This is a genomic window from Actinomyces naeslundii (assembly GCF_001956585.1).
Taxonomy (GTDB): domain Bacteria; phylum Actinomycetota; class Actinomycetes; order Actinomycetales; family Actinomycetaceae; genus Actinomyces; species Actinomyces naeslundii.
This window is the reverse complement of the sequence record NZ_MSRR01000001.1, coordinates 56,102-77,794: the sequence shown is the minus strand read 5'-3', so window position 1 is coordinate 77,794 and position 21,693 is coordinate 56,102. Positions and strand designations below refer to the sequence as shown.

15 protein-coding genes, 1 tRNA gene and 2 pseudogenes are annotated in these 21,693 nt (G+C 63.9%); 10 read left to right on the top strand and 8 right to left on the bottom strand.

Annotation, left to right across the window (positions count from 1 at the left end; all coding sequences use genetic code 11):
- Positions 1-85: 85 nt before the first annotated feature.
- From BKH33_RS00310 to BKH33_RS00295, 4 genes are all read left to right on the top strand, one after another.
- Positions 86-301: a DUF3107 domain-containing protein gene (locus BKH33_RS00310; RefSeq protein WP_003784071.1), complete on the top strand. Its 216-nt coding sequence runs from the start codon at positions 86-88 to the stop codon at positions 299-301.
- 290 nt (positions 302-591) lie between these two features.
- Positions 592-1,161 carry a sugar O-acetyltransferase gene (locus tag BKH33_RS00305; RefSeq protein ID WP_232621500.1) on the top strand — a complete coding sequence of 190 codons (570 nt, stop codon included), beginning with the start codon at positions 592-594 and terminating at the stop codon, positions 1,159-1,161.
- Between the two features lie 75 nt (positions 1,162-1,236).
- Positions 1,237-1,668, top strand: a complete 432-nt coding sequence (locus BKH33_RS00300; protein ID WP_043539555.1) for a hypothetical protein — start codon at positions 1,237-1,239, stop codon at positions 1,666-1,668.
- Between the two features lie 10 nt (positions 1,669-1,678).
- Positions 1,679-2,434, top strand: coding sequence for an NAD-dependent protein deacylase (locus BKH33_RS00295; RefSeq protein ID WP_003784065.1), 756 nt, complete (start codon positions 1,679-1,681; stop codon positions 2,432-2,434).
- Here BKH33_RS00295 and ppk2 read toward each other — a convergent pair.
- From ppk2 to BKH33_RS00280, 3 genes are all read right to left on the bottom strand, one after another.
- Positions 2,431-3,270, bottom strand: a complete 840-nt coding sequence (gene ppk2 / locus BKH33_RS00290; protein WP_004564643.1) for a polyphosphate kinase 2 — start codon at positions 3,268-3,270, stop codon at positions 2,431-2,433. The two genes, BKH33_RS00295 and ppk2, sit on opposite strands and share 4 nt — an antisense overlap.
- 129 nt (positions 3,271-3,399) lie before the next feature.
- Positions 3,400-3,476, bottom strand: a tRNA-Met gene (locus BKH33_RS00285).
- Between the two features lie 120 nt (positions 3,477-3,596).
- Positions 3,597-6,779 (bottom strand): UPF0182 family membrane protein, encoded by a 3,183-nt coding sequence (locus BKH33_RS00280; RefSeq protein ID WP_076071685.1) that lies wholly within the window; start codon positions 6,777-6,779, stop codon positions 3,597-3,599.
- Between the two features lie 236 nt (positions 6,780-7,015).
- Here BKH33_RS00280 and BKH33_RS00270 point away from each other — a divergent pair, with 236 nt between their 5' ends.
- Positions 7,016-7,597, top strand: a complete 582-nt coding sequence (locus BKH33_RS00270) for a PPA1309 family protein (RefSeq protein WP_004564621.1) — start codon at positions 7,016-7,018, stop codon at positions 7,595-7,597.
- A 69-nt stretch (positions 7,598-7,666) separates the two neighbouring features.
- On the opposite strand, the gene BKH33_RS00265 is transcribed toward BKH33_RS00270, so the two are convergent.
- Positions 7,667-9,229, bottom strand: a complete 1,563-nt coding sequence (locus BKH33_RS00265; RefSeq protein ID WP_004564624.1) for a zinc-dependent metalloprotease — start codon at positions 9,227-9,229, stop codon at positions 7,667-7,669.
- Between the two features lie 227 nt (positions 9,230-9,456).
- Between BKH33_RS00265 and BKH33_RS00260 the strand changes: the two genes are divergently transcribed.
- Positions 9,457-10,704, top strand: a complete 1,248-nt coding sequence (locus tag BKH33_RS00260; protein ID WP_100219048.1) for a YlbL family protein — start codon at positions 9,457-9,459, stop codon at positions 10,702-10,704.
- Positions 10,705-10,885: 181 nt separating this feature from the next.
- Positions 10,886-11,866, top strand: coding sequence for a hypothetical protein (locus BKH33_RS00255; protein WP_004564630.1), 981 nt, complete (start codon positions 10,886-10,888; stop codon positions 11,864-11,866).
- 39 nt (positions 11,867-11,905) lie between these two features.
- Here BKH33_RS00255 and BKH33_RS00250 read toward each other — a convergent pair whose 3' ends face one another.
- The 3 genes and pseudogenes from BKH33_RS00250 to BKH33_RS00240 all read right to left on the bottom strand — a co-directional run.
- The gene (locus BKH33_RS00250) at positions 11,906-14,026 is read right to left on the bottom strand and encodes an ATP-dependent helicase (protein WP_076142420.1); all 2,121 of its coding nucleotides are present in this window, start codon (positions 14,024-14,026) and stop codon (positions 11,906-11,908) included.
- Positions 14,027-14,123: 97 nt separating this feature from the next.
- Positions 14,124-15,239 (bottom strand): NAD(+) diphosphatase, encoded by a 1,116-nt coding sequence (gene nudC, locus BKH33_RS00245; protein WP_004564642.1) that lies wholly within the window; start codon positions 15,237-15,239, stop codon positions 14,124-14,126.
- A gap of 209 nt (positions 15,240-15,448) precedes the next feature.
- Positions 15,449-15,907 (bottom strand): annotated as a pseudogene (locus tag BKH33_RS00240) (DDE-type integrase/transposase/recombinase); the annotation flags it as partial.
- A 558-nt stretch (positions 15,908-16,465) separates the two neighbouring features.
- Here BKH33_RS00240 and BKH33_RS13465 point away from each other — a divergent pair.
- The 3 genes from BKH33_RS13465 to BKH33_RS00225 all read left to right on the top strand — a co-directional run bounded on the left by BKH33_RS13465 (position 16,466) and on the right by BKH33_RS00225 (position 20,365).
- Positions 16,466-17,887 carry a radical SAM/SPASM domain-containing protein gene (locus BKH33_RS13465; RefSeq protein ID WP_158068329.1) on the top strand — a complete coding sequence of 474 codons (1,422 nt, stop codon included), beginning with the start codon at positions 16,466-16,468 and terminating at the stop codon, positions 17,885-17,887.
- A 4-nt stretch (positions 17,888-17,891) separates the two neighbouring features.
- Complete coding sequence (locus tag BKH33_RS00230) at positions 17,892-18,758, top strand: serine hydrolase (protein ID WP_076142418.1); 867 nt, start codon at positions 17,892-17,894, stop codon at positions 18,756-18,758.
- A 347-nt stretch (positions 18,759-19,105) separates the two neighbouring features.
- The gene (locus tag BKH33_RS00225) at positions 19,106-20,365 is read left to right on the top strand and encodes an MFS transporter (RefSeq protein ID WP_004564631.1); all 1,260 of its coding nucleotides are present in this window, start codon (positions 19,106-19,108) and stop codon (positions 20,363-20,365) included.
- A 452-nt stretch (positions 20,366-20,817) separates the two neighbouring features.
- Here the strand turns inward: BKH33_RS00225 and BKH33_RS14340 are convergent.
- Positions 20,818-21,610: pseudogene (locus tag BKH33_RS14340) on the bottom strand (IS1634 family transposase); the annotation flags it as partial.
- Positions 21,611-21,693: the final 83 nt, after the last annotated feature.

Sequence of the window (21,693 nt, the reverse complement as noted above, 5' to 3'; positions counted from 1 at the left end):
AGGATCAGGGCAGGTTCACGCCGCCTCTCCCCCCGATGGGCGGCACGCCGCTCAATACGGCACACAGACGATGCGAAGGAGTCCCATGCAGGTCACGATCGGAATCAAGCACGCCAGCCGCGAGCTCTCACTGGAGACCTCCGACTCCCAGGAGAAGGTGCTGGCCGCCGTGGCCGACGCCGAGACCAAGGCCGTCACCCTCAGCGACGACAAGGGCCGCAAGGTCTTCGTGCCGGCCGGCTCCCTGGCGTACATCGAGCTCGGTGAGGCCGAGCCCCGCCGGGTCGGCTTCGGTATCTGAGCCGCCTCCTCTCGACGAATGCGCAAAGAGCCCAGATCCGGCGGAGCATCATCCCAACCGTTCCGCCGCTGATCTGGGCCCTTGCCGTTGTGCTTGGCGTCCTGTCAGGAGGCTGAGGCCAATTTCCCGGATATCCGGGGATTAGGGCGGTGATAGCCGCTCGATTTCCTACCCTGATCCCAGACCATCACCCGCGAGACGGCATCGGATCTAGGCTCTCTAAGACGATGAACCGACACAGCAGGAGATTAGGACCGGTCAGCATGAACCTAACGGAGCAATTCGCTCATATGGCGACTGGCGCGATGTACGACGACCTGACGCCAGAGCTCGTCACAGCGCGGATCGAGACCGTCCGGGCCACCGATGCGTACAACCGCTCCTACGGTCGGCCCGCTGAGGAACGCGAGGCCCTGTTGCGTCGGATCGTGGGATCGATGGGCCGCGAGGTGAGCCTCGAGCCGACGTTCCGGTGCGAGTTCGGACGCAATATCCACCTCGGCTCCCATTTCTTTGCGAACTTCGACTGCGTCATGCTCGACGGCGCCCCGATCACCATCGGAGACAATGTGCTTCTGGGTCCCAAGGTCGGCCTGTACACCTCCAACCACGCGCTGGATCCTCGTGAGCGCGCCGACGGCGCCTGCCGAGCTCGTCCGATCACGATCGGCGACGACGTCTGGATCGGTGGCAACGTCACGGTCCTCCCCGGCGTGACCATTGGCTCGGGTAGTGTCGTCGGAGGAGGCAGCGTTGTTACCCGCAGCATTCCCTCCGGTGTCATCGCTGCGGGTAACCCGGCTCGGGTGATTCGGGACGTGACCGAGGCCGATCGCACCAACTACCGGCCAATCCACTGACACCTGGCCCAACGCTGAGCCATCTACCCCTCGGTTCCTCACGTTGTCGGGATGCGGACCGATACAGTCGCTCTCATGAGGTCACCCGTGCTCGCGGCCGTGTGCGCCGTCTTGTTCTTCGTCAACGGCGTGCTGCAGCTTCTGCTGGCCCTCGGACTTCCCTTAGGCCGGTTCGTCCTGGGCGGTGCCTATACCGTCTCCCCGCTCCTACTCAGGCCGGTCAACCTGGCACTCTTCCTGGCCTGGTTCGGTTGCGCCCTGGCATACCTCAGGTACGGCGGCCTGCTGCGCCGTCCCCTGCGTGAGCGCACCGCACGTAGCATTGTGTACGTCTCGACCCTGTGGCTGTTCATCGCCTCGGTGTTCAACCTCTTCATCACCACCAGCGACTTCGAGCGCTATGTCACCGGGACACTGTCGACTGTCGCGTGCGTCCTGAGCATGTGCCTCATATGGCGCCGCGACAGGTTCCAGCTCTGCCCCTGCAGGATCAGTCCCCACCGTTAGGCTGGGGTGCATGGACCACCAGGACGGCCAATGGGGCCTGCTCAGTCAGTGGATCGCGCAGTCGCAGCGCATCGTCTTCTTCGGCGGCGCCGGGGTCTCCACGGAGTCGGGGATCCCTGACTTCCGGGGCGCCAAGGGCTTCTACCACCAGGAGCGAGAGATCCCCCTGGAGCAGGTCCTGTCCATCGACTTCTTCACCGTGCACCCGCAGGCCTACTGGGAGTGGTTCGCCCAGGAGAACGCCCGCGACGGCGTGGCCCCCAACGCGGCCCACAGGTTCATGGCCGATCTGGAGAGGGCCGGGAAGCTGTCTGCCGTGGTCACGCAGAACATCGACGGCCTCCACCAGCGAGCCGGTTCCGAGCGGGTCCTCGAGCTGCACGGCAACTGGTCGCGTCTGACCTGCACCGGCTGCGGTGAGCGCTTCACCCTGGACGACGTCGACGGCGCCCGCTCCGGCGCGGTTCCCCGCTGCCCTGCCTGCGCCTCGGTGCTGCGGCCGGACATCGTGTTCTACGGGGAGATGCTGGACAACGACGTCATCGAGGGCGCCGTGCGGGCCATCTCGGAGGCGGACCTGCTGATCGTGGCCGGAACGAGCCTGGTCGTCTACCCGGCGGCGGGCCTCATCGACTACTACGCCGGTGAGCGCCTGGTCCTCATGAACGCGACTCCCACGCCGTACGACTCCCGCGCCGACCTCATCATCCGTGAGCCGGTCGGCCAGGTCTTCCAGGAGCTGGAGCGTCTGAGGCGACAGCCCTAGCCGATCCCCTGGTCCTCGAGGTCCACGTAGCGCTCGGGCGCATCGGACTCGCTGAGGGTGGCCGCGTAGTCGGGCACCTCGCTCTGGAGGGAGCGGTCCGTGCGGCGGTAGCCCGACGACGGCAAGGAGGACTTCTTCGGGAACGTCATCTCGGGACGCTCCACGTGCTCGTAGGGAATGGACTCCAGCAGGTGGTGGATCATGTTGATACGAGCCTTGCGCTTGTCCGCCGACTCCACGACGTGCCAGCGCGCGGAGTCGATGTCGGTGTGGACGAACATCTCGTCCTTGGCGCGCGAGTAGTCCTCCCAGCGGGGCAGAGCCTCCAGGTCCGTGGGTGAGAGCTTCCAGCGCCGCATGGGGTCGGTCATCCTCGACTTGAACCGTTTGTACTGCTCCTTCTGGGGCACGGAGAACCAGTACTTGCGCAGCAGGATGCCGTCGTCGACGAGCATCCTCTCGAAGACCGGGCACTGCTGGAGGAAGCGCCGGTGCTCCTCCGGGGTGCAGTAGCCCATGACGTGCTCGACGCCGCCGCGGTTGTACCAGGAGCGGTCGAACAGGCAGATCTCGCCGGCGGCGGGCAGGTGCGCGATGTAGCGTTGGAAGTACCACTGGGTGCGCTCGCGCTCGGTGGGTACGGGAAGTGCGACCACGCGTGCGATACGCGGGTTGAGGTACTCGGTGATCCGTTTGATCGCCCCACCCTTGCCGGCCGCGTCACGACCTTCGAAGATGACGACGACGCGGGCGCCGGTGGCCCTGACCCACTCCTGCATCTCGACCAGCTCCGCCTGCAGCCTCAGCAGCTCGGCCTCGTACAGGGAGCGGTCCATGGTGGGGTGCTTCTTTGCCATGCTTGAGTCTCGCACAGATCTCACCCAAGCGCGCAGGCAACTGGACAATCCTCCGTGCAGACAGATACAGAGGTGCCCGGTCCTTGGAAGGACCGGGCACCTCTGGAGTGGTAGCGGGGACAGGATTCGAACCTGCGACCTCCGGGTTATGAGCCCGGCGAGCTACCGAACTGCTCCACCCCGCGTCGGTGAGACCAACCTTAGGGGCCACCCCGCCCTCGAGGCAAACAGCGAGGGCGTGCCCTTGCTCACCGCCCGGTGAGGCGGGTCGCAGGGCACGCCCTCATGCTGCGCTCTGAGTGGGCTCAGCCCAGCTTCTGCTGCGCGGCGATGGCCCGGTTGACGGCATCGTTGAGGCGCTTCTGCGCATCGCCGTACGCCGCCCAGTCGCCCTTGCTCCTGGCGTTGTCCGAGTCGGTCATCGCGGTCTGGGCGTCCGACAGAGCCTGGTTGAGCTCGGCCTTCGGGTCCGAGGATCCTGCTGCCGACGGCTCAGCGGACGGGGTGGCCGACGCGCTCGCAGAGGCCGTGGGCTCGGCGCTCGGCGCCGGCGAGGCCGTGGCCCCACCGCCCGCCGTCGGATCCTTGCCGTCAGTGGACTCGTTGGTGTCGTTGGCCGCTCCGGCATCACCGTTGACGGCCTGCTCCCCCGTCGTCGCCCCGGAGTTGCCGCCGAAGACCTGGTCGAGCGCCCCCGAGAGGGTGTCGGCGAAACCGACCTTGTCACCGAAGGAGACCAGCACCTTGCGCAGCAGCGGGTACTGAGTACCGGACGACGACTGCACGTAGACGGGCTGGACGTAGAGCAGGCCGCCTCCCACCGGCAAGGTCAGCAGGTTGCCCTTGATGACCTGGGATCCTTGCTGGGAGAGCAGGTTCAGGGTCGTGGAGGCCGCCGGGTTGGAGTCGAAGATGTTCTGCACCTGACCGGGGCCGGAGACATTCGAGGATCGTGGCAGCTCCAGGAGTCTCAGCTTGCCGTAGCTCGCACTGCGCTGGCCCTTCTTCCCCGTACCAGGGGACGTCTCGGAGTCCACCGCGAGGAAGCCGGTGAGAACGTTGCGGTTGGTGTTACCACCAATGATGTAGGCACTGGACAGGGAGAAGCTCGCCTGCTCCTGCCCCGGCATCTTGAGGGTCAGGTAGTAGGGGGCCTGCTGGTCCTGGCCGGGCGTGGTCGGATCATCCGGGATCTTCCAGAAGTCGCCCCCGGAGTAGAACTCCGCGGCGTCGTCGACGTGATAGCTCGCCATCATGGTGCGCTGGACGTTGAACAGGTCCTCCGGATAGCGCATGTGCGCGATGAGGTCGGCACTCATCTGGCTCATGGGAGTGACCGACCCGGGGAAGACCTTCTCCCAGGCCTTGAGGATCGGGTCCTTGTCATCCCACTGGTAGAGCTTGACCGACCCGTCGTAGGCGTCAACGACGGCCTTGACGGAGTTGCGCACGTAGTTGGACTCCTCCGGCGCCCCGAGCAGCCCGCCCTGGCTGTCGGCGGTCGCCGTCGCCTGAGCCAACGACTCGTGCTGGGAGTAGGGGTAGTTGTTCGTCGTGGTGTAACCGTCGAGGATCCACATGACCCGCTTGGGCGTGGCCGGGTTGTCGTCATGGTCGACGACGGCCGGGTAGGGGCTGTTGTCCAGGGTCAGCCACGGAGCCACCTTGGAGACCCGTTTAGCCGGGTCACGGTCGTAGAGGATCTGGGAGCCTTCACGTACCTCCTGGGAGAAGAGGATGTTGGGCTCCTGGAACTTGGCGGCGTAGAGGAGCCGGTTGAACGGATTGGACACGCTCGGTCCACCATTGCCGGAGAAGGTGGTGTTGACCTGACCGGTCTTGGACTCGTCATCGGGGTAGTCCAGCTCGCGCGGCGAGCCGTTGTCCTTACCGCCCACGATGGAGTAGGACGGCGAGGACTGGCCGAAGTAGATCCGGGGCTCGTACTTGCCCAGGTCCCCCTTGGACGGGATGCCGCCCTCCCAGAAGGAGGGGTAGCCGCCGGAGGCCACGGTGTTGCCGTAGGCGTTCACGACGCCGTAGCCATGGGTGTACACCGTGTGCTCGTTGACCCAGGTCCGCTGTCCCTGGCCGAGGCCGGACAGGTTCAGCTCGCGCACCGCGATGACCGTGTCCCGGCTGCTGGAGCCCACCTTGTAGCGGTCGACGTTGAGACGGTTGGCGAAGGAGTAGTACTGCTTGTTCTGCTGGAGCTGCTGGAAGGTCGGTGAGACCAGCCCCGGGTCGAGCAGACGGATCGAGGCGGTGGACTCCGCGTCCTTCTCCAGCTGGCCGGCCGCTGCCTCCGTCGTGGCGTCGTAGTTGGTGGTCTCCACGTTCTCCAGGCCGTAGGCGGCCTTGGTGGCGTTGATGTTGCGCTGGATGTACTCGGCCTCCTGACGCTGGGCGTTGGGATCGACGACGAACTTCTGGATGACCAGCGGGTAGGCGGTTCCCACCACCAGCGAGGAGACGATCATGACGGCCACACCGATGATCGGCAGGCGCCAGGAGCTCGAGCGCACCGAGGCGATGAACAGGACCGCCACGGCCAGCCCGATCGCCGCCAGGATCGCGTTGGCGGGGATGACCGCGTTGACGTCGGTGTAGTTGGCGCCGTCGAACTTGGAGTTGGAGGCGTACAGGGCGCTGTAGCGGCCCAGCCAGTACCCCGCTGCCCGGATGACGGCGTACAGCGCCAGGAAGACCGCCAGGTGGATCCGCGCCGCCTTGGTGAAGTGGGGCTTGCGCACCACCGAGATGCCGCCGTAGAGGTAGTGGACGACGACGGAGGCCACCCCGGAGAACAGCACGACGCCGGCCAGGAAGGACACGAGCGTCAGCACGGCGGGAAGGATGAAGACGTAGAAGGAGATGTCGATCCCGAACTGGGGGTCCTTGACGCCGAAGGACTGCGCGTTGAAGGCCAGGAGCACCTCGCGCCAGTTGGGGGCCAGCTCCCAGGCCGATCCGAACAGAGCGAGAACTGCGGGCACCACCCAGGTCAGGCGACGCCGTAGGGGCTCGATCACGGTGCGGTAGGCCTCGAGGTTGCGGGTGGCCTCGTCGTCGGGCATCCCGATCTCCCTGGCCCGGTACGCCCTCGTCATCGAGACGAAGACGGCCCCAAACATGATGGCGAAGCCCACCAGGAACAGGACGATCAGGGCGATCCACTGCGTCCACAGCACGCGGGCGTAGCCAATCTGGCTGAACCAGAGGACCTCGGTCCACACCTGCGACAGGACGGCGATGACGACGGCGATCGCGGCGACGATCGAGATGGTCAGCGCCAAAGGGCCGGGGCGACGGCGTGCTGTCTTGCTGCGCGGCGGGCGGGGAGGGCGGATCCCGCCGGCGCCCATGCGTCCCAGACCGAAGAGTCCGGCTCCGTTCTCCGGTTTCTTCCGCCTGGACGAGTCGGCGGACTTGCTCGAGGACTCGTCGGAGGATGAGTCCCGGGACTCGTCATCGGGCGTGCTGCTCACGATCCTGCTCCCTGTCTGACGTACGTGGTGGCGCTGCCTCGCGCACGGCTGAGCGCGGCGTCATCGGCCGGAAGGGCCGCTCGGCCCATCGTCCCACACCTCACCGACACGACCATAACCTTCTCCGGGATGAGAAACCCGTTCTGGACAGCCACGACGCCGAGGCCGCACGCGCAACGCCGTGTCATTGGAACCAGCGCCGACACCGGTGAGACGATGACGGGGTGAGCGACGATATGCATGACGATGTCACCTCCTCGAGCACGCAGCCGTCCCCGTCTTCTCGAAGCCGGGCCCTGGCGCGCGCGGTGACCGAGACCGAGGCCCACGTGGCGGCCTTCGGCTGGGACCAGCCGGTACGCGTCTTCGCCCTGGTGCGGACCGATGAGGCGCTGGCGGCAGATCCGGATATCGCCGAGCTTCTGGACGCGGCCACCGTGGAGGAGTCCCGCACCGACCCCGAGCTGCTCATGGTCGTGGAGCAGGAGGGGCTGCCGGCCGCCGCGGACCTGGAGCACCTGCTGGCCCAGCTCGCCTGGCCCGAGTCGGTCCACGGCGCCGCGATCAGCGTCGAGCGGCTGGTCCTGCCGCCGGCCGCCCAGGACGAGGCCGAGGCCATCACTGACGCCGCTGAGCGCCTCACCTTCCTCCAGGCCCGCCCCGACCGCGAGGACATCCGCATGGTGGTGGGGGTCCTGCGCAGCGGGGAGTCCTGGTGCGCGCTGCGCTCCCGCACCCACGACGACGATGCCTCGATCTACCAGGGCGAGCAGCTGGTTCCCGGGCTGACCGAGGCGCTGGCTGCGACCTTCCTGTAGCCGGTCGCCATCGGGCGAGCGGCCGACGTCGGCCGGCACCGGTCGACGTCGCCGCGCGCCCCGCCTGCCTCAGGCCTTGTCCGTGCCGGTCGACTCCTGGTCGTCGGGCTCGTCGGACTGGTCGCCGTCGGCGCCGTCAGAAGCGGGATCAGCTGACTGGTCGGACTCCTGCGAGGCCTCACCACTGGAGGCGGGGGTGGTCCGGTCCCCGAGCCCTTCGGGGCTGTTCTCGTCCGCCTCCTTGGCGCCCTCGGCGTATCCGAGGGTGCCGTCCAGGAGGGAGGCCAGGTCGGCGTCGATCTCGGCGTCGATGTCCTGGGCCATGCGCCGCATGGTGAGGAAGTCCCTGGGGTTGGCGAGCTCGGACGCCGTGGGCATGACGTCGGGGTGGTTCCAGAAGGCGTCGCGCTCGGCGTCACCGGCCTGGGCTCCCAGGTGCGACCACAGCTCGGCGGCCTCGCGGGCACGGCGGGGCCGGAAGGTCAGCCCGATGAGGCGGGCGAAGACCTGCTCGGCGGCTCCGCCCTGGGCGCGGCGCCGGCGCATCATCTCCGCCAGCGCCATGAGGTGGGGCAGGTGGGGTGCAGCCGCACGGGCGGTGACCACCTCGACCCAGCCCTCGACCAGGGCCAGCAGCGTCTCCAGGTCTTCAAGGGCCTCACGCTGGGCCGAGGTCTCCTGGGGCGCGAACAGCCCACTCTCAAGGGCCTCGCGCAGGGCGTCAGGGTCATTGGGGTCCACCTGGGCCACGGCCGACTCAAGGGTCTCGGTGTCGATGCGGATCTCACGGGCGTAGGCCGCCACTGCCTGGAGAACCTGTCCGCGCAGCCACGGCACATGGGCGTAGAGACGGGCGGTGGCGGCCTCGCGCACGGCCAGGAACATACGGGCCTCGTCCTCGTCGACCTCCAGTCCCTCGGCAAAGGCGGCCACGTTGGCGGGAACCAGCGCGGTGCCCGGCTCGCGGGTCAGGGGCAGGCCGGTGTCCGTGGCTCCCAGCGTCTCCTTGGCGAGCTCGCCGATGGCCTGGCCGAGCTGGAGCCCGAAGGCCGTACCGGCCATGGTGCGCATGATGGATCCGAGCGCCCCCATCTGCTGGGCGGCCTGCTCCATCTCGGCCGGCATATCGCGGATCTGGTTCTCCAGGGTGCGGGCCAGGGCGGCGGTGACGGCCTCGGCCACGGGGGCGCACACGTCCTTCCACACCGGCAGGGTGCGCTCGACCCAGGTGCTGCGGCTCCAGGCCTCCCGCTGCCCGGGAGCGGGCATGAGCTCGGTGGCCGTGTCGAGCCACAGGTCGGCCACCTGGAGGGCCTGGCGCGTGGAGTCGGCGACCGCGGCGGTCACCGTGGGGTCGCCGTCGCCGCGAGCCTGCCGAAGAGCCAGATCCTGGCCCATCTGCCAGTTGACCGGCTCGGAGGTGGAGGCGGAGAACATCTGCTGGAACTGGGCGCGCATGGCCAGCAGCTGAGCGGGGCTGAGCTCGGAGATGTCCCCCACGCCCGGCATCTGGGCGATGGCGCTGGGATCCACTCCGGATGAGCGCAGGGCTCCGACGGCGTCGGAGGCCATCTGCTCGCCGAACAGTGATGCGAGCATCTTCTCGAGCTCGTCGAAGGCGTCCTCGCTCACGGGATTTCCTCTCGCCGGGTTGTCCTGGGACATCGTCTGGGCCGTCTGGACCGTCTGGGCACAGTCTCTAACGGCCTTATGGTCGCACCCATTCCTGTGTCGGGGCCATGTTCCGTTCGCCGACGGCGTGCCAACCGCCGTCGGGTTCCTCTCGGTCGATGCCGTGTCGTCATTGTGTCGACTTCGTGCCAAGTTCGTATCGATATCTGTCCGTCTTCCCCAGGAAGATGTCGCATGATGAGCGCGTGACGCACCCAGACCAGCACGCCGCCGCCGACACGGCGGATCCCGTCGGTTCCACCCGCCTTCAGCCGTCCTCGGCGAGCCAGGAGGATCAGCTCGGCCAGGCCGGACGGGAGGACGATCCGGACACGGCGCCCTCCGGGGAGCCCCGTCGTCGGCGCAGACTGCGGCGGGCCGTGGTCGCAGGGTCGTTCATCCTGGTTGTCGCCCTCATCGCCGCCGTCTTCCTGGTGCCGGTCAACGCGGTCATCGAGGCCCCCGGCCCGACCTGGAACGTGCTGGACAACGGCTCATCATCCGACCAGGATGTCCTGAAGGTCTCGGGAACCGAGACCTATCCGACTGAGGGCGTCCTGCGGATGACGACGGTCTCGGTGTCGGGCTGCCCCGGATACCCGGTGACCACCGCCGACCTCATCGCCGCCTGGTTCTCGGCGGACAAGCGGATCGTGGACCGCAATGAGGTGTGCCCCCAGGACCAGAGCGCCGAGCAGGTCGAGGAGACCGGCAAGGCCCAGATGACCGCCTCGCAGGACTCCGCCGTCATCGCCGCGCTCGTTGAGACCGGCAAGGCCGGCGCCATGCACCTGACCGTCACCGAGGTGACCGAGCAGCAGACCTCGACCGAGATCCAGGCCGGGGACGTCCTGGAAACCATCACCCCCCAGGGCGGCCAGACGACGACCCTCGCCTCCTTCTCCCAGCTGCGCGAGCTGATGACCACGATCCCCGAGGGAACGCGGGTGACGCTCGGTGTGCGCCGTGGCGATCAGAAGGCGAGCGCAGCGCTCACGACGATCGCCCCGCAGGAGGGGACGACCGGCTCGCTGCTGGGTCTGAGCCTGAAGATCTCGGTGGACAGTCCGGTTGAGGCCACCTTCGGCCTGTCCGACGTCGGCGGCCCCAGCGCCGGCATGATGTTCGCCCTGGGAGTCGTTGACGAGATCACCCCGGGGTCCCTGACCGGCGGCAAGGACATCTCCGGGACCGGGACGATCGATATGACTGGTCAGGTCGGCCCCATCGGGGGCATCCAGCAGAAGATGGCGGGGGCCCGTGAATCCGGCTCAACGTTCTTCCTGGCTCCGGCGAGTAACTGCAACGAGGTCACGGGGCACGAGCCCAAGGGCATGCAGGTCTTCGCCGTGAACACGCTGCACGAGGCCGTCGCCGCCACCGAGGCGATCGCATCGGGCAACACCTCGGGCCTGGCGACCTGCTCCGCCCAGTGACCCCCGCACCGACCAGGGCAGGACCAGTGCTCGACGCCGTCGAGTTATCCACAGGGCGCCGGCTGCCTCTGGCCACCTGAACCCGCCCGTGCCACTCTCGGGTGAGGCCCTGACACGGTCGTCAGGACGACGGGCTCCGGGCGTCTGCGCGCGGGCGCCGGGAGAGCTTTGAGGAGGCACGATGCGTATTCGAGGCGGGTGCGCCATCCTGTGGCGCCAGCAGGGCGTCAGCCAGATCGGTACGAGTCCCGCGCAGCGCACCATCGTCAGCGGCCTGAGCCTGGCCGAGCAGCGCCTGCTGGACGAGCTCGCCCGCTCCCTGGAAGCCGGCGGCATCTACCGGGCCGCCCGGCGCAGTCGGGTCCCGGTGAAACGGGCCCGACAGCTCGTCGAGGAGCTGGAGCGCCAGGGGGCGCTGGTCTCCTCGGCGACCACCGAGCTCGGCGGGGCCGACGGCGTCTACTGGGACCGGCTGGGCATCGACGCCAAGGCCCGTAGCGCCGCCCTGTGCCAGGCGGTCCTGGCAGTGCACGGGATCAGTGCCCTGGCGCAGGAGGCCGCCCTGTGGCTGGCGGAGGCCGGGGTGGGCACGATCCTGTCCACCCGCTCCCCCGGGGACGGGGGCCTGGAGCCACTCCTGTCGGCGCGCTTCCCCGCCGTGAGGACGCGGGCACCGTTGCGCACTCGGCCCGACGTCATGGTGACGGTGGATGCTCACGTGGTGGAACCGCTGCTCGCGCGCCGGCTCGTCCAGGAGGACATCGCCCATCTTCCGGTCGTCGTCGGCGAGGCCGGGGTGCGTGTCGGCCCTCTCCTGGGGGCCGGCGGTCCGTGCTCGACCTGTCTGAACCTGTGGGAGCAGGACGCCGATCCGTGCTGGCCGGCGCTGGCCACCCAGATGCGCACCCTGCCGATGCCCGACGTCGAGCACCTGATACTGCACGAGGCGGCGGCGCTCGTGGCTCGGGCCGTCATCGACACGGTCCTGGGTCAGGCGCTGCCTGTCACCAGCGCCGCAGACGGCCCGGAACCTGGCGGGGAGCCTGCCGGACGCTCTGCCGCCTGGTGGACCACCCACTCGGTGGAGGTCACCGGCAAGGAGCCCCTGGGGCGGGTACGGTCCTGGGAGAGTCATCCCGAGTGCCTGTGCTCGCAGCTGTGAGCGGTCGGGAGCTCCGGGAGCCACGCCGGCTCGCGCGGTTCAGCTCCCGCTCTCGAAGTCGCGCAGGAGGGCGAGGACCGACCCGCCGTACTCCTGGAGCTTGGTGGCACCCACACCACGGATGAGGGAGAGCTGGGGCAGGGTGGTGGGCTTGACGACAGCGATGTCCCGCAAGGTGGCGTCGGCGAAGACCGTGTAGGCGGGCTTGGAGCGCTCCTTGGCCACGCCTGAGCGCCAGGCCCGCAGCTCCTCGAACAGGGCAATGGTGCGCGGGTCGTTACTGGCCTCGAAATCGGCCGCGGACTGCCGGGAGCGCTCCTTGGCGCTGAGTCGTCCCTGACGCCGGGAGGCATCGCGGGAGCCCTGGGCGGTGGGCCACAGGCCGTCCAGGAAGCGGGAGGGCTTGCGGGCTGCCCGGCCTCCGGCGTTACGGGCGCGCGCGTAGGAGATGATGAGATGCTCTCGCGCGCGGGTGACGCCCACGTAGAGCAGGCGCCGCTCCTCCTCGATGGCGGCCTGCCCCTCGGCCAGGGAGATGGGCAGCAGTCCCTCGCAGGCGCCCGCGAGGATGACGGCGTCCCACTCCAGCCCCTTGGCGGCATGCAGGGAGGAGAGGGTGACGCCCTCGACGGTGGGGGCGTTCTGGGCGTCGGCACGCTCTCGCAGCTCGGTGTGGAAGGCGTCGAGGTCGGCGCCGCGGGTCTGGGACATCTCGTCAGCCAGGGCCACCAGGGCGTTGAGGGCGTCCCAGCGCTCGCGCACGGCTCCGCGGGGGGCCGGCGGCTCCTCGCTCCAGCCCTCACGGGCCAGGACGGTACGAGCATCCAGGCCGAGGTCACCGGTCAGGGTGGCCTTCTCGGTACGGGCGGCACCGAGGATGACGGCCATGGCGCGCTTGACCTCCTCGCGCTCGAAGAAGCGCTCGCCGCCGCGCACGAGGTAGCCGATCTGGGCTCCGGCGAGGGCCTGCTCGAAGACCTCGGACTGGGAGTTGGTGCGGTACAGGATCGCGATCTCGCTCAGGGGGACCCCGGCGGCCTGCAGACGGCGCACCTGGGCGACGGCGCCCTCGGCCTCGGCGACGTCGTCGTCGTAGGTCTCGAAGCGCACGGCGGGGCCGCTGGGGCGCTGGGCGACCAGCTCGACGGCGCCGGCCGGCAGGTGCAGGCCGCCTCCCCCGCGCCGCGAGCGCGAGAGGACCCGGTTGGCCAGGGAGACCACCTGCGGGGTGGAGCGGTAGTCGCGACTCAGGCGCACGGTGCGCGCACCCTCGTAGCGGGTGGTGAAGCCGGTGAGGAACGCGGGCGTGGCCCCGGTGAAGGAGTAGATGGTCTGGGAGACGTCGCCGACGACGCACAGCTGACGGCGCCGCCCCAGCCACAGGTCCAGCAGGCGCTGCTGGAGCGGGGAGACGTCCTGGTACTCGTCGACGACGAAGTGCTTGTACTGGCCGCGCACCTGGGCGGCGATGTCCTCACGGTCCAGGAGGATGCCGATGGTCAGCAGGAGCACGTCCTCGAAGTCGATGACGCCGCGCTCGCTCTTGGCCTCCTCGTAGAGGGACAGGACCTGGGCGACCGTGGCCGCCTCCTGGCCGGCCACGCCGGTGCGGCCGGCGGCCACGGCGACCTGGGCGTAGTCCTCGGGCAGGGTCATGGTGACCTTGGCCCACTCGACCTCGGCGGCCAGGTCCCGCACGGTGGCCCGGTCGGTGGGCAGGCCCAGGCGGCGGGCGGCGGCGCCGACCAGGGGCGCCTTGTGGGCCTGGATGTCGGGGCGGCGTCCACCGATGGCGGTGGGCCAGAAGTAGGTGAGCTGGCGCAGGGCGGCGGCGTGGAAGGTGCGGGCCTGGACCCCGGGGACGCCGAGGTCTGCCAGGCGCGAGCGCATCTCGCCGGCGGCGCGGGCGGTGAAGGTGACGGCCAGGACCTGGGTGGCCTGGTAGGCGCCGGTGGCCACGCCGTGGGCGATGCGGTAGGTGATGGCCCGGGTCTTGCCGGTGCCGGCCCCGGCCAGGACGCACAGGGGCCCTTCGAGGTGCTCGGCGACCTCGCGCTGGTCGGGGTCGAGGGCCGCCAGGAGGCCAGCGGCGTCCAGCTGGGCGCTGGGCCAGCGCTTCGACGTGCCGATCGGGTCGGGGCGGGGGGTGGTCAGGCTCATCGGGACCAGCCTGCCACGGGTCGGCGACACGAATCGGCGGCCGTCGGGTGGCAGTCAGGCGGTGGTGGCGGACGCCGGATGGCTGGAGCCACTGGAGTCAGCTGACGATGGGACCGCCGTACCAGTCCTCGATGAGGAGTCTGGCGATAGAGGTGGGGCCGGGAAGGAGGATGCTGCCGTCGTCGGCGGCCGCGGTGAGCTCGTCACGGGAGACGAGGCGCGCCTCAACGACCTCCTGACCGTCGGGGCGGGGCTGGTCCTTACCTGGGGCCAGGCGCGCCCGGCAGCCGAGCATGAGGGAGCGGGGGAAGGGCCAGGGCTGGGAGGCGACGTACTCGACCTCGGCCACGCGCAGCCCGGTCTCCTCCCACACCTCGCGGGCCACGGCGGCCTCGACGGACTCTCCGGCCTCGACGAAGCCGGCCACCACCGAGTAGCGCCGGGGCGCCCAGGTGGCGCCGCGCACGAGGAGGAGACGGTCGGACTCGTCGGTCGCCGTCATGATGACGGCCGGGTCGGTGCGCGGGAAGTGGACGGTGGCGCAGTCGGTGCACCTGCGGGCCCAGCCGGCCTCGGTGACCTCAGTGCGCCCGCCGCAGGCCGGGCAGTAGGCGGAGCGGGCGTGCCAGGCGGCCAAGGCGGTGGCGGTGGTGGCCAGGCCGGCGTCGCGGGCCGTCATCTGGGCGCCCATGGCCCGCAGGGCGGAGAGCGGGTAGCGCTCCAGCAGACGGCGCAGGTCGGGGTGGTCGACGGCGGTGCCCTCGGCGTCGGAGCCGGTGGCGGGCGGCTCGGGGGCGTCGGGGACCTCCAGGGCCGGGGGCACGACGACGGCGATCCAGCTGGGGCCGGCGGGTGCGCCGTCGTCAGCGTGCTCGCGGCCCAGGTAGAGCACGGTCAGATCCGGTGAGCGGGTGGGGGCGGAGCCGCCGAGGTAGCCGGCGCGCAGATCGGGCAGGCCCCAGCCGCTGCGGGTGCCGGGACCCTCCCAGGCTGTGGCGCCGGGGCTGCCGATGAGGCTGGGCGGGGTGAGGCCGTCGTCGGGCAGGTCGGGGTGGATAGCGGGGCCGGTCAGGGCGACGCGGCCGCGGGCGTCGACCAGCAGGAGCCGGGTCTCGGGGTCGGCGGCGAGGCGCTCCAGTAGCCCTGGCTCGCTGCGCCGCTCGGCATCGCGGTCGGTGGCGGAGCGGGACAGGGCTAGCTGGTTGGTACGCATGGGACTCACTCTCCCACCCCGCAGTGCGAAGTGCACATGGGCACGCCTACACCAATAGGCGACGAGTATGGAACTCGGCATCCTCTGCGACGTGCACGACGCGGCCTGGGGCTCGGAGGCACGCGGGTGCGATGCGAGGCGGCGGGAACGTGTCCGTATGGGACGGCTTTGGCGACGAGCCGGTCGAGAGCCATTGGCATCTATACAGGTCAGAGCGTTACGGGCCGGCTCCACATGCGAAAAGCGGTTTCAAAGTCGTCCCATGTGGACAAAGTCCGGCTCTTCTGAGCCGCCGGCCGACGGGTGGGGGCTGCGACGGCGTCGTGGCGCTGCTGCTGTGAGGTGTAGGTGCGGGTGTAGAGGCACTCCTCGGCCAGGATGCGGTTGTAGCGCTCGACCTTGCCATTGTGCCGTGGGGTGTAGGGGCGGATCCTCTGATGGCGTGAGGCCAGGGACGTGATGTTCGCGATGAAGCTCTGGGCGCGGTAGTTCGCCCCGTTGTCGGTGACGACCCGCACGAGCCTGGTGACGCCATGGAGGCCCGAGCGCGGCAGAAGAAGCCGATCGTGGTGGAGGCCTTCTCATCCATCGAGGGCCTCGGTGTAGGCCAGGCGGGAGAAGCCGTCGATGGCGGTGTGCAGGTAGGTGTAGCCGGCCCTGGCTCCTTTGCCTCCATATGCCCCAATCCGATATCGAGGACGTACTACCAGCGCAAACGAAACCAAAAAAGCGTCACAACCAGGTCGCACTCGCTCCAACCAACGCCGCATCCTGACCCTTCATGCGTGATCTGCAACGGCTCCCTCTACGACCCACAACCAGCCACGAAACTACCCCACTGCCACTTGACGCAGCACATAGGGGCATCCCGTAGCACTGGCCCCAACACTATCCAACCCCAGTCAGCCAACAACGAGAAACTGAACTTAGGTTTGACTAACCTTTGTCATTATATAAACGCTTCATGTCGCACCTAACTTAATGTTGATGAATAAAATAACGCCTTGTGGGTAATCTACAAATGAGTAGACCGCCAAAACTCAACAAGAGAAACAGCTTCATTCGAAATTCGCAACCGACATCAAGTCGGACGTCTGACAAATTGCCGCGTATAGCGTCGAATTACGAAAAAATCATTGACACCAATGTTTCTCGCACCTATCCTAGCCATCAGCAAAAGCTATCAACAGATTCCACGACCGCCGACCTGGCAGAGGAGACAAACTATGTACGCCATAATTATCAAAGAAGCAGCAGAGTATGTAATTATCGACGCATACTATAAAGGACGTTGGCGTTGCGACGAAAAAGCACTAAAAGCATATCTGGCCTACATGTCTGGCTTCGATCGCTTAAAGCCTAACGCAGTTGACGAGAAATCAATACTGAAATCAGCTAGAAGAATGAATCTTGATGAAAATTACGTCATCGAAATGTCAAGATCGTTCGAAAATGAAAACATGCCGAAATATGGAAATTTCGATCCAGTTTACCTTGCCGATAAACTACCTCAGTTCGACGACGGTATCATAACTCCACCTAACTCCATTATCGAAGTAACACCATATTGCAACTACGGATGTAGTTGGTGTTATATTCCTCCCAGAAATAAAGTTCGCAATGAATTTTATTCTGTCGAGCAATTACGGGATAACGTTGTAGCGCCCCTAATCAATACCTTCGGCGCCGTCGAATGGTGTCTTACTGGCGGTGAACCCACCGTGAATCCTGAAGAAACTCTCGAGATTGCTAGAATGATAAGCAACGAATCAGAGGATCGATTAGGGCGTCGGCCAAATCGCATGTATATGCTTACAACAGGATTTAGGATTCCTGAGTATATTGATAGATTTGAAGAAGCGGGAATTAATTCGTATCAAATTTCGCTTTCTTCTCCTGACCCCGTCCATGAAAATCTTTTACGCAAAGCACCGCGCCGCGTCGATTCACATGCAGCAGCGCTAAATGCTATAGACGCCGTGGTTGATAGAGGACTTCAGGCTGAAGTAAATATGATAATTCAGCCACAAGGAGCGCATGAAGCAGACAATTTATATGACATACCTGAAATGATTCAGCTTGCGGTAGAGCACAACGTTCGTATGCTTCGCATCATTCCCGCTGTTCCATGCGGACAGGCTAAGGAGAATAACATACTTATGTCTGCGTATGAGTACGCCGAAGTAGCACGAATGGTCGCTGACGGGAGAAAAAAAGCACCTAACCTGATCATTGACTGTCCGATTGACCAACGTATAGAAAAAGATAGATCTTTATTCTGCAGAGCAGGGACACTATGGTTATACTTCGATTTTCGAGGCAACGTATATCCATGTAATAACCTACAAGAGCCAGAAAATAGAGTCTGGCCAAACACTATAAAAACAGACAAAGCTGACAAAATTTGGTTAGATTCTCCGCTCCTCCAATTCATGAGAGATTACAGGAACGACGACGTTGCAGAACAGTGCCAGTCCTGCAGTCTTCGTGCTGCCTGTGCAGGCGAATGTCGAGCAATGACATGGGCACGTTACAGAACCTATGATCTATCGAGTAAGCCAGAGAATTGTTTTGCAGAGCAGCAAGATGTTATATCCATTCTAAGTCATTCGGGAGCGGCAAGTAAAGTATCGATAAGCGATTCCTAAACTGATGACGACACAGAATGAAATCAAAGATGCAAGAGTCGGATACATAGTCGCGGATCTTTCAACGGGCAACGTGATAGGCCAGAGGAATCCAAACCTGCAGTTCCATATGGCAAGCGTGATAAAGTTAATTATTCTCGCAGCTGCGCTCGCTGAAGTCGACAAAGGTCGGTTGTCGTTGACTGAAGTGATTCCCGTCGCTGAGTTGCACAACGACGCAGACCACACTTTATTTCGTCGCGATACGTCTACCATGAAGATGTCGGAACTTCTTTGTGTCATGGCGTCGCAGAACAACAGTGTTATTGCTGACTATTTTCTGGGACGGCTTGGCATTGACACAATTCAGAACTTTTGCGTACGATCTGGTCTGACAAATACTACTATTAATAGTAGTATACTCGATATCAACTTAATGGCATTGGGATGCCGCCACAATCCACGCCCACGTTATTGGGATGAGTTATTCGAACATGTTCAGACTCAGCCACACAAAACACCTTCTGACAGTACTCTTAGAAGTATCTGTCAATACAACACTTCGACACCTAGAGATATTTCTAACTTGATAAGGCAGGCTATTGGCGGAACATTATTGTCGAAAAGTTGTCAAAATTTTATGATTTCTGTATTGCGAAAGCAGGTTTCGGCCGAATATATTCCAAAGTACTTATCTTCTGTTCAACGTCGCAACTTAGGACATTCGATCGGAAAAGTGGAAATCGCTAATCGATTAAGGCTCATCAATGACGTAGGTTTTTATGTTTCTCCCAAGATTTCATTATCTCTCGTATTTTTAATTGACGAGATCTCAGCGCCAGAAGCTATTCAACGATGGGTGGCTCTAAAGACTCAATTTACAATTGGTTAGAAGTATAATGATTTTAGTTTATTTTGGAAAGGAGGTGAGCACAATGATTCGAGAGAATGATCAGTCAGATCTTGCACTAGAGTTTTCGTGCATGATCATCATGCCAGAGCCTCGTTCTGGTGATGACAAGTCGGCTACGGTGTTCAGCAAGTCCTGACTCCGTTATCTGTTGGCCATCCTAACAGGTTGCCTTCAGAGATTGGCGCTGACGCCTGTTTTTAAGGTGTCAGCGCCACTCCTTTTTAACAGAATTTTAAAGATGCGCTAACGCTATAATGGAAACAGCGAGTTAATTAGCGTAGCTATTCTGGAATGCCTTGCTGGACTTTCTGAATTAAGGAACACATGTGAATCGCATTATGAAGATAATTAACGCGATCCCTCGATTTAAAGGACAATTGCCGAATGCGCAGTTTATAGTTGCGGTTGGAATCAATTCTCTAGGGAACGGGGTTTTTCTCTCGATACTTGCTGTGTACTTTGTTCGTATTGTTGGTTTAAATCCAGCAGGTCTTGGGTTATGGATGTCCGCTGCTGCAGCAACGGGAGTGTTGTCGGCCGCTTGTTTTGGTTGGCTCTCTGATCGTCTTTCACCTAAACTAATTTTCTCGGTATTATTATTGGGGCAAGCACTGGTAATGCTACTTCTATCCTTCCTGAAAATACACTATTTATGCGGAGCGGTCATTATTGCTGCTGGAGTTTTTGAAAGTGGAGCGGCCTCTGCACGCGGAGCTTTGGTGGCTCTACTTGTCGATCCGAGTAATCGTGTCCGTTTCAGAGCTCAAGTACGTTCTGTAGCAAACGGAATGGCAGCTTTGGGAGCCGGTATTGGAGGAATAGTTTTGGCCTTCAATACCGAATCGGTATATGTAGCTGCAATCTTGGGTGATGCGGGAACGTTCATTGTAAGTAGCATACTCGTAGGTCTAATTGTTACCCATGAAGTTGATATTGAAAAGACAATTTCATTAACTCACAGCATTGCTTCTCAAACAACGCCGGCTTTTAAGAATCATCTATTTCTCTTGGTGTCGATACTTTCCTCCGTGCTAGTTCTATGCGAGAGCTTTTTAACTTTCGGAATTCCATTATGGATTGCTTCCTGTACGACGATTCCTCTTTGGACATCGTCAGTTTTGCTTATAATTAATACGATTGCCGTGGTGCTGTTGCAAGTGAAAATTGGAGCGATTGCAGTTGATGTTAGCGCATCTTTGCGTCTTGCCAAATGGTCTGGAATTTTACTCACGTTTGCATGTATTTTAGTTGCCCCAACTGGATTTCTACCAGCGCTGTGCGCACAGATCGTGTTACTTGCAGTTGTCGCTCTTCAGACCGTTGCAGAACTATTTCAAGCGGCCTCAGGATGGTCCTTTTCGTACGAAATGGCGTCCGAAAATAGAATTGGAGAATATCAAGGCGTTTTTAATGCATTACAGGATGCGGGACAGTTTGCATCTTCGACAGTATTTGGTTTTGTAGTTGGGATGAACAATCCAAGTGGCTGGCTCATGATAGCGGTTTTATTCTTTGTGACCGGGATTGCTTTCGATTTCATTAGAGCACATTTACTTATTCCGGGAACCGGCAAGGCTGTCAGTTAGTACTGCATCGAACTCTGCTATAGTTTTCTTGGACACTGCCTGTTTAGCTCTACCCGGGTGCGGGGTGAAGGTCCCGGCCCGGTCCCGAGGCACCACAGGCCTCAAAGGGGCCTATCCAGGCGGGTTCACCGTCTTGGACGTGTTCCCGTTCCTAGTACTGCCGTGTGCTTAGGTGATCGGCTCGCCCTTGTCGTAGCCCAGATGGTCGCTCAAGCCAAGCGGCCAGGTCCTTCTCCAGGGTCTCCCTTGGTGCAGGGCCGGCAGCAGGCCATCAGCCCCGATCATCCTCACCTGCCCGGCACCAGGTCTGCTCGAACAAGCCGTCCTGAGCCCCAGCCGAGCGCACCTGGTAGACCACATCCCGCCCACCAGCAGAAGCCCTGTCGTCATCACCGGTAGCAGCCATCAGTGCCAGTCCCTCCACAAGGGCTCACGAACCATTGAACACGCTCGTTAGAGGCTGAGAGCATGCCGGCGTCGGCGACAATGATGAGCTCCTCATGCCGTGACCAGCCTGGAAGGCCTCCACGACGGGGATGATCGCGGTAGTCTCGGCCCGGTTGCTCTTCCAGCAGCCGACCTGGAGGGGGAACCCGTGGCGGTCGCCCAGCAGGCCCACGATGCTCTGCGGATCGACCCTCCTCTCCTTGGACTAACCCGCCTGCCGCAGGTCGTCCTCACGCTCAGCCTCGAAGTAGAGCGTGGTCACTCCTGCAGGCATCGGGCCAGTACCCTGGTGGCAATGACGTGATCAAACAGGGCCTGAGAGATCGCCTCCCGGTAGCCCCGCTCGACACAACGTCCCAGGGAAAGGTCCGTACGCTGACCGCATCCAGGCCCAGATCACCCAGGACACGGGGGACCTGGTCCCTGGAGGACGGCTCAATCAAACGCGCCAGCACCATCTGCTCAAAAGCCCGATCACCCCGACCGCCTCGCCCAGCCCCAGGTAGGTGCAGGCCCCGTGCAGGACCTCCCACAGCAGAGCCAAGCGCTTGGCCTCCACGTGGTACCCACAAGGCCGGTACGTCCGGTGACGGTTCTAGGGACTCCAGGTCCAGCAGCCCCTGGCCCTGCCAGGCAGCAATCTTCTGCCGCCCAGCCTCCATCAGGGCGGCCAGCCCGGCCTCGTCGTGGGCAGAGCCCCAGGTGCTCCACAATCCGGCGTACGCCGTTCTCCTTGACCGCGATTTGCATCGCCATGGTCCCCGAAGCAGTCCTGACCTTGCGCAGAAACGGGCTCACACCAGCACACCATACGGCCTCTTAGTGCTCCACCCCCCCCCAACACCGCAATACCAACGAAAACTCACACCGACCTCCCCGAA

Coding starts and splice junctions, on each gene's coding strand:
- nudC (WP_004564642.1), bottom strand. CDS start 15,239: ATGCGTACCAACCAGCTAGCCCTGTCCCGCTCCGCCACCGACCGCGAT.
- BKH33_RS00270 (WP_004564621.1), top strand. CDS start 7,016: ATGCATGACGATGTCACCTCCTCGAGCACGCAGCCGTCCCCGTCTTCT.
- ppk2 (WP_004564643.1), bottom strand. CDS start 3,270: ATGGACCGCTCCCTGTACGAGGCCGAGCTGCTGAGGCTGCAGGCGGAG.
- BKH33_RS00305 (WP_232621500.1), top strand. CDS start 592: ATGGCGACTGGCGCGATGTACGACGACCTGACGCCAGAGCTCGTCACA.
- BKH33_RS00295 (WP_003784065.1), top strand. CDS start 1,679: ATGGACCACCAGGACGGCCAATGGGGCCTGCTCAGTCAGTGGATCGCG.
- BKH33_RS00300 (WP_043539555.1), top strand. CDS start 1,237: ATGAGGTCACCCGTGCTCGCGGCCGTGTGCGCCGTCTTGTTCTTCGTC.
- BKH33_RS00250 (WP_076142420.1), bottom strand. CDS start 14,026: ATGAGCCTGACCACCCCCCGCCCCGACCCGATCGGCACGTCGAAGCGC.
- BKH33_RS00260 (WP_100219048.1), top strand. CDS start 9,457: ATGTCGCATGATGAGCGCGTGACGCACCCAGACCAGCACGCCGCCGCC.
- BKH33_RS00230 (WP_076142418.1), top strand. CDS start 17,892: ATGACGACACAGAATGAAATCAAAGATGCAAGAGTCGGATACATAGTC.
- BKH33_RS00255 (WP_004564630.1), top strand. CDS start 10,886: ATGCGTATTCGAGGCGGGTGCGCCATCCTGTGGCGCCAGCAGGGCGTC.
- BKH33_RS13465 (WP_158068329.1), top strand. CDS start 16,466: ATGTACGCCATAATTATCAAAGAAGCAGCAGAGTATGTAATTATCGAC.
- BKH33_RS00310 (WP_003784071.1), top strand. CDS start 86: ATGCAGGTCACGATCGGAATCAAGCACGCCAGCCGCGAGCTCTCACTG.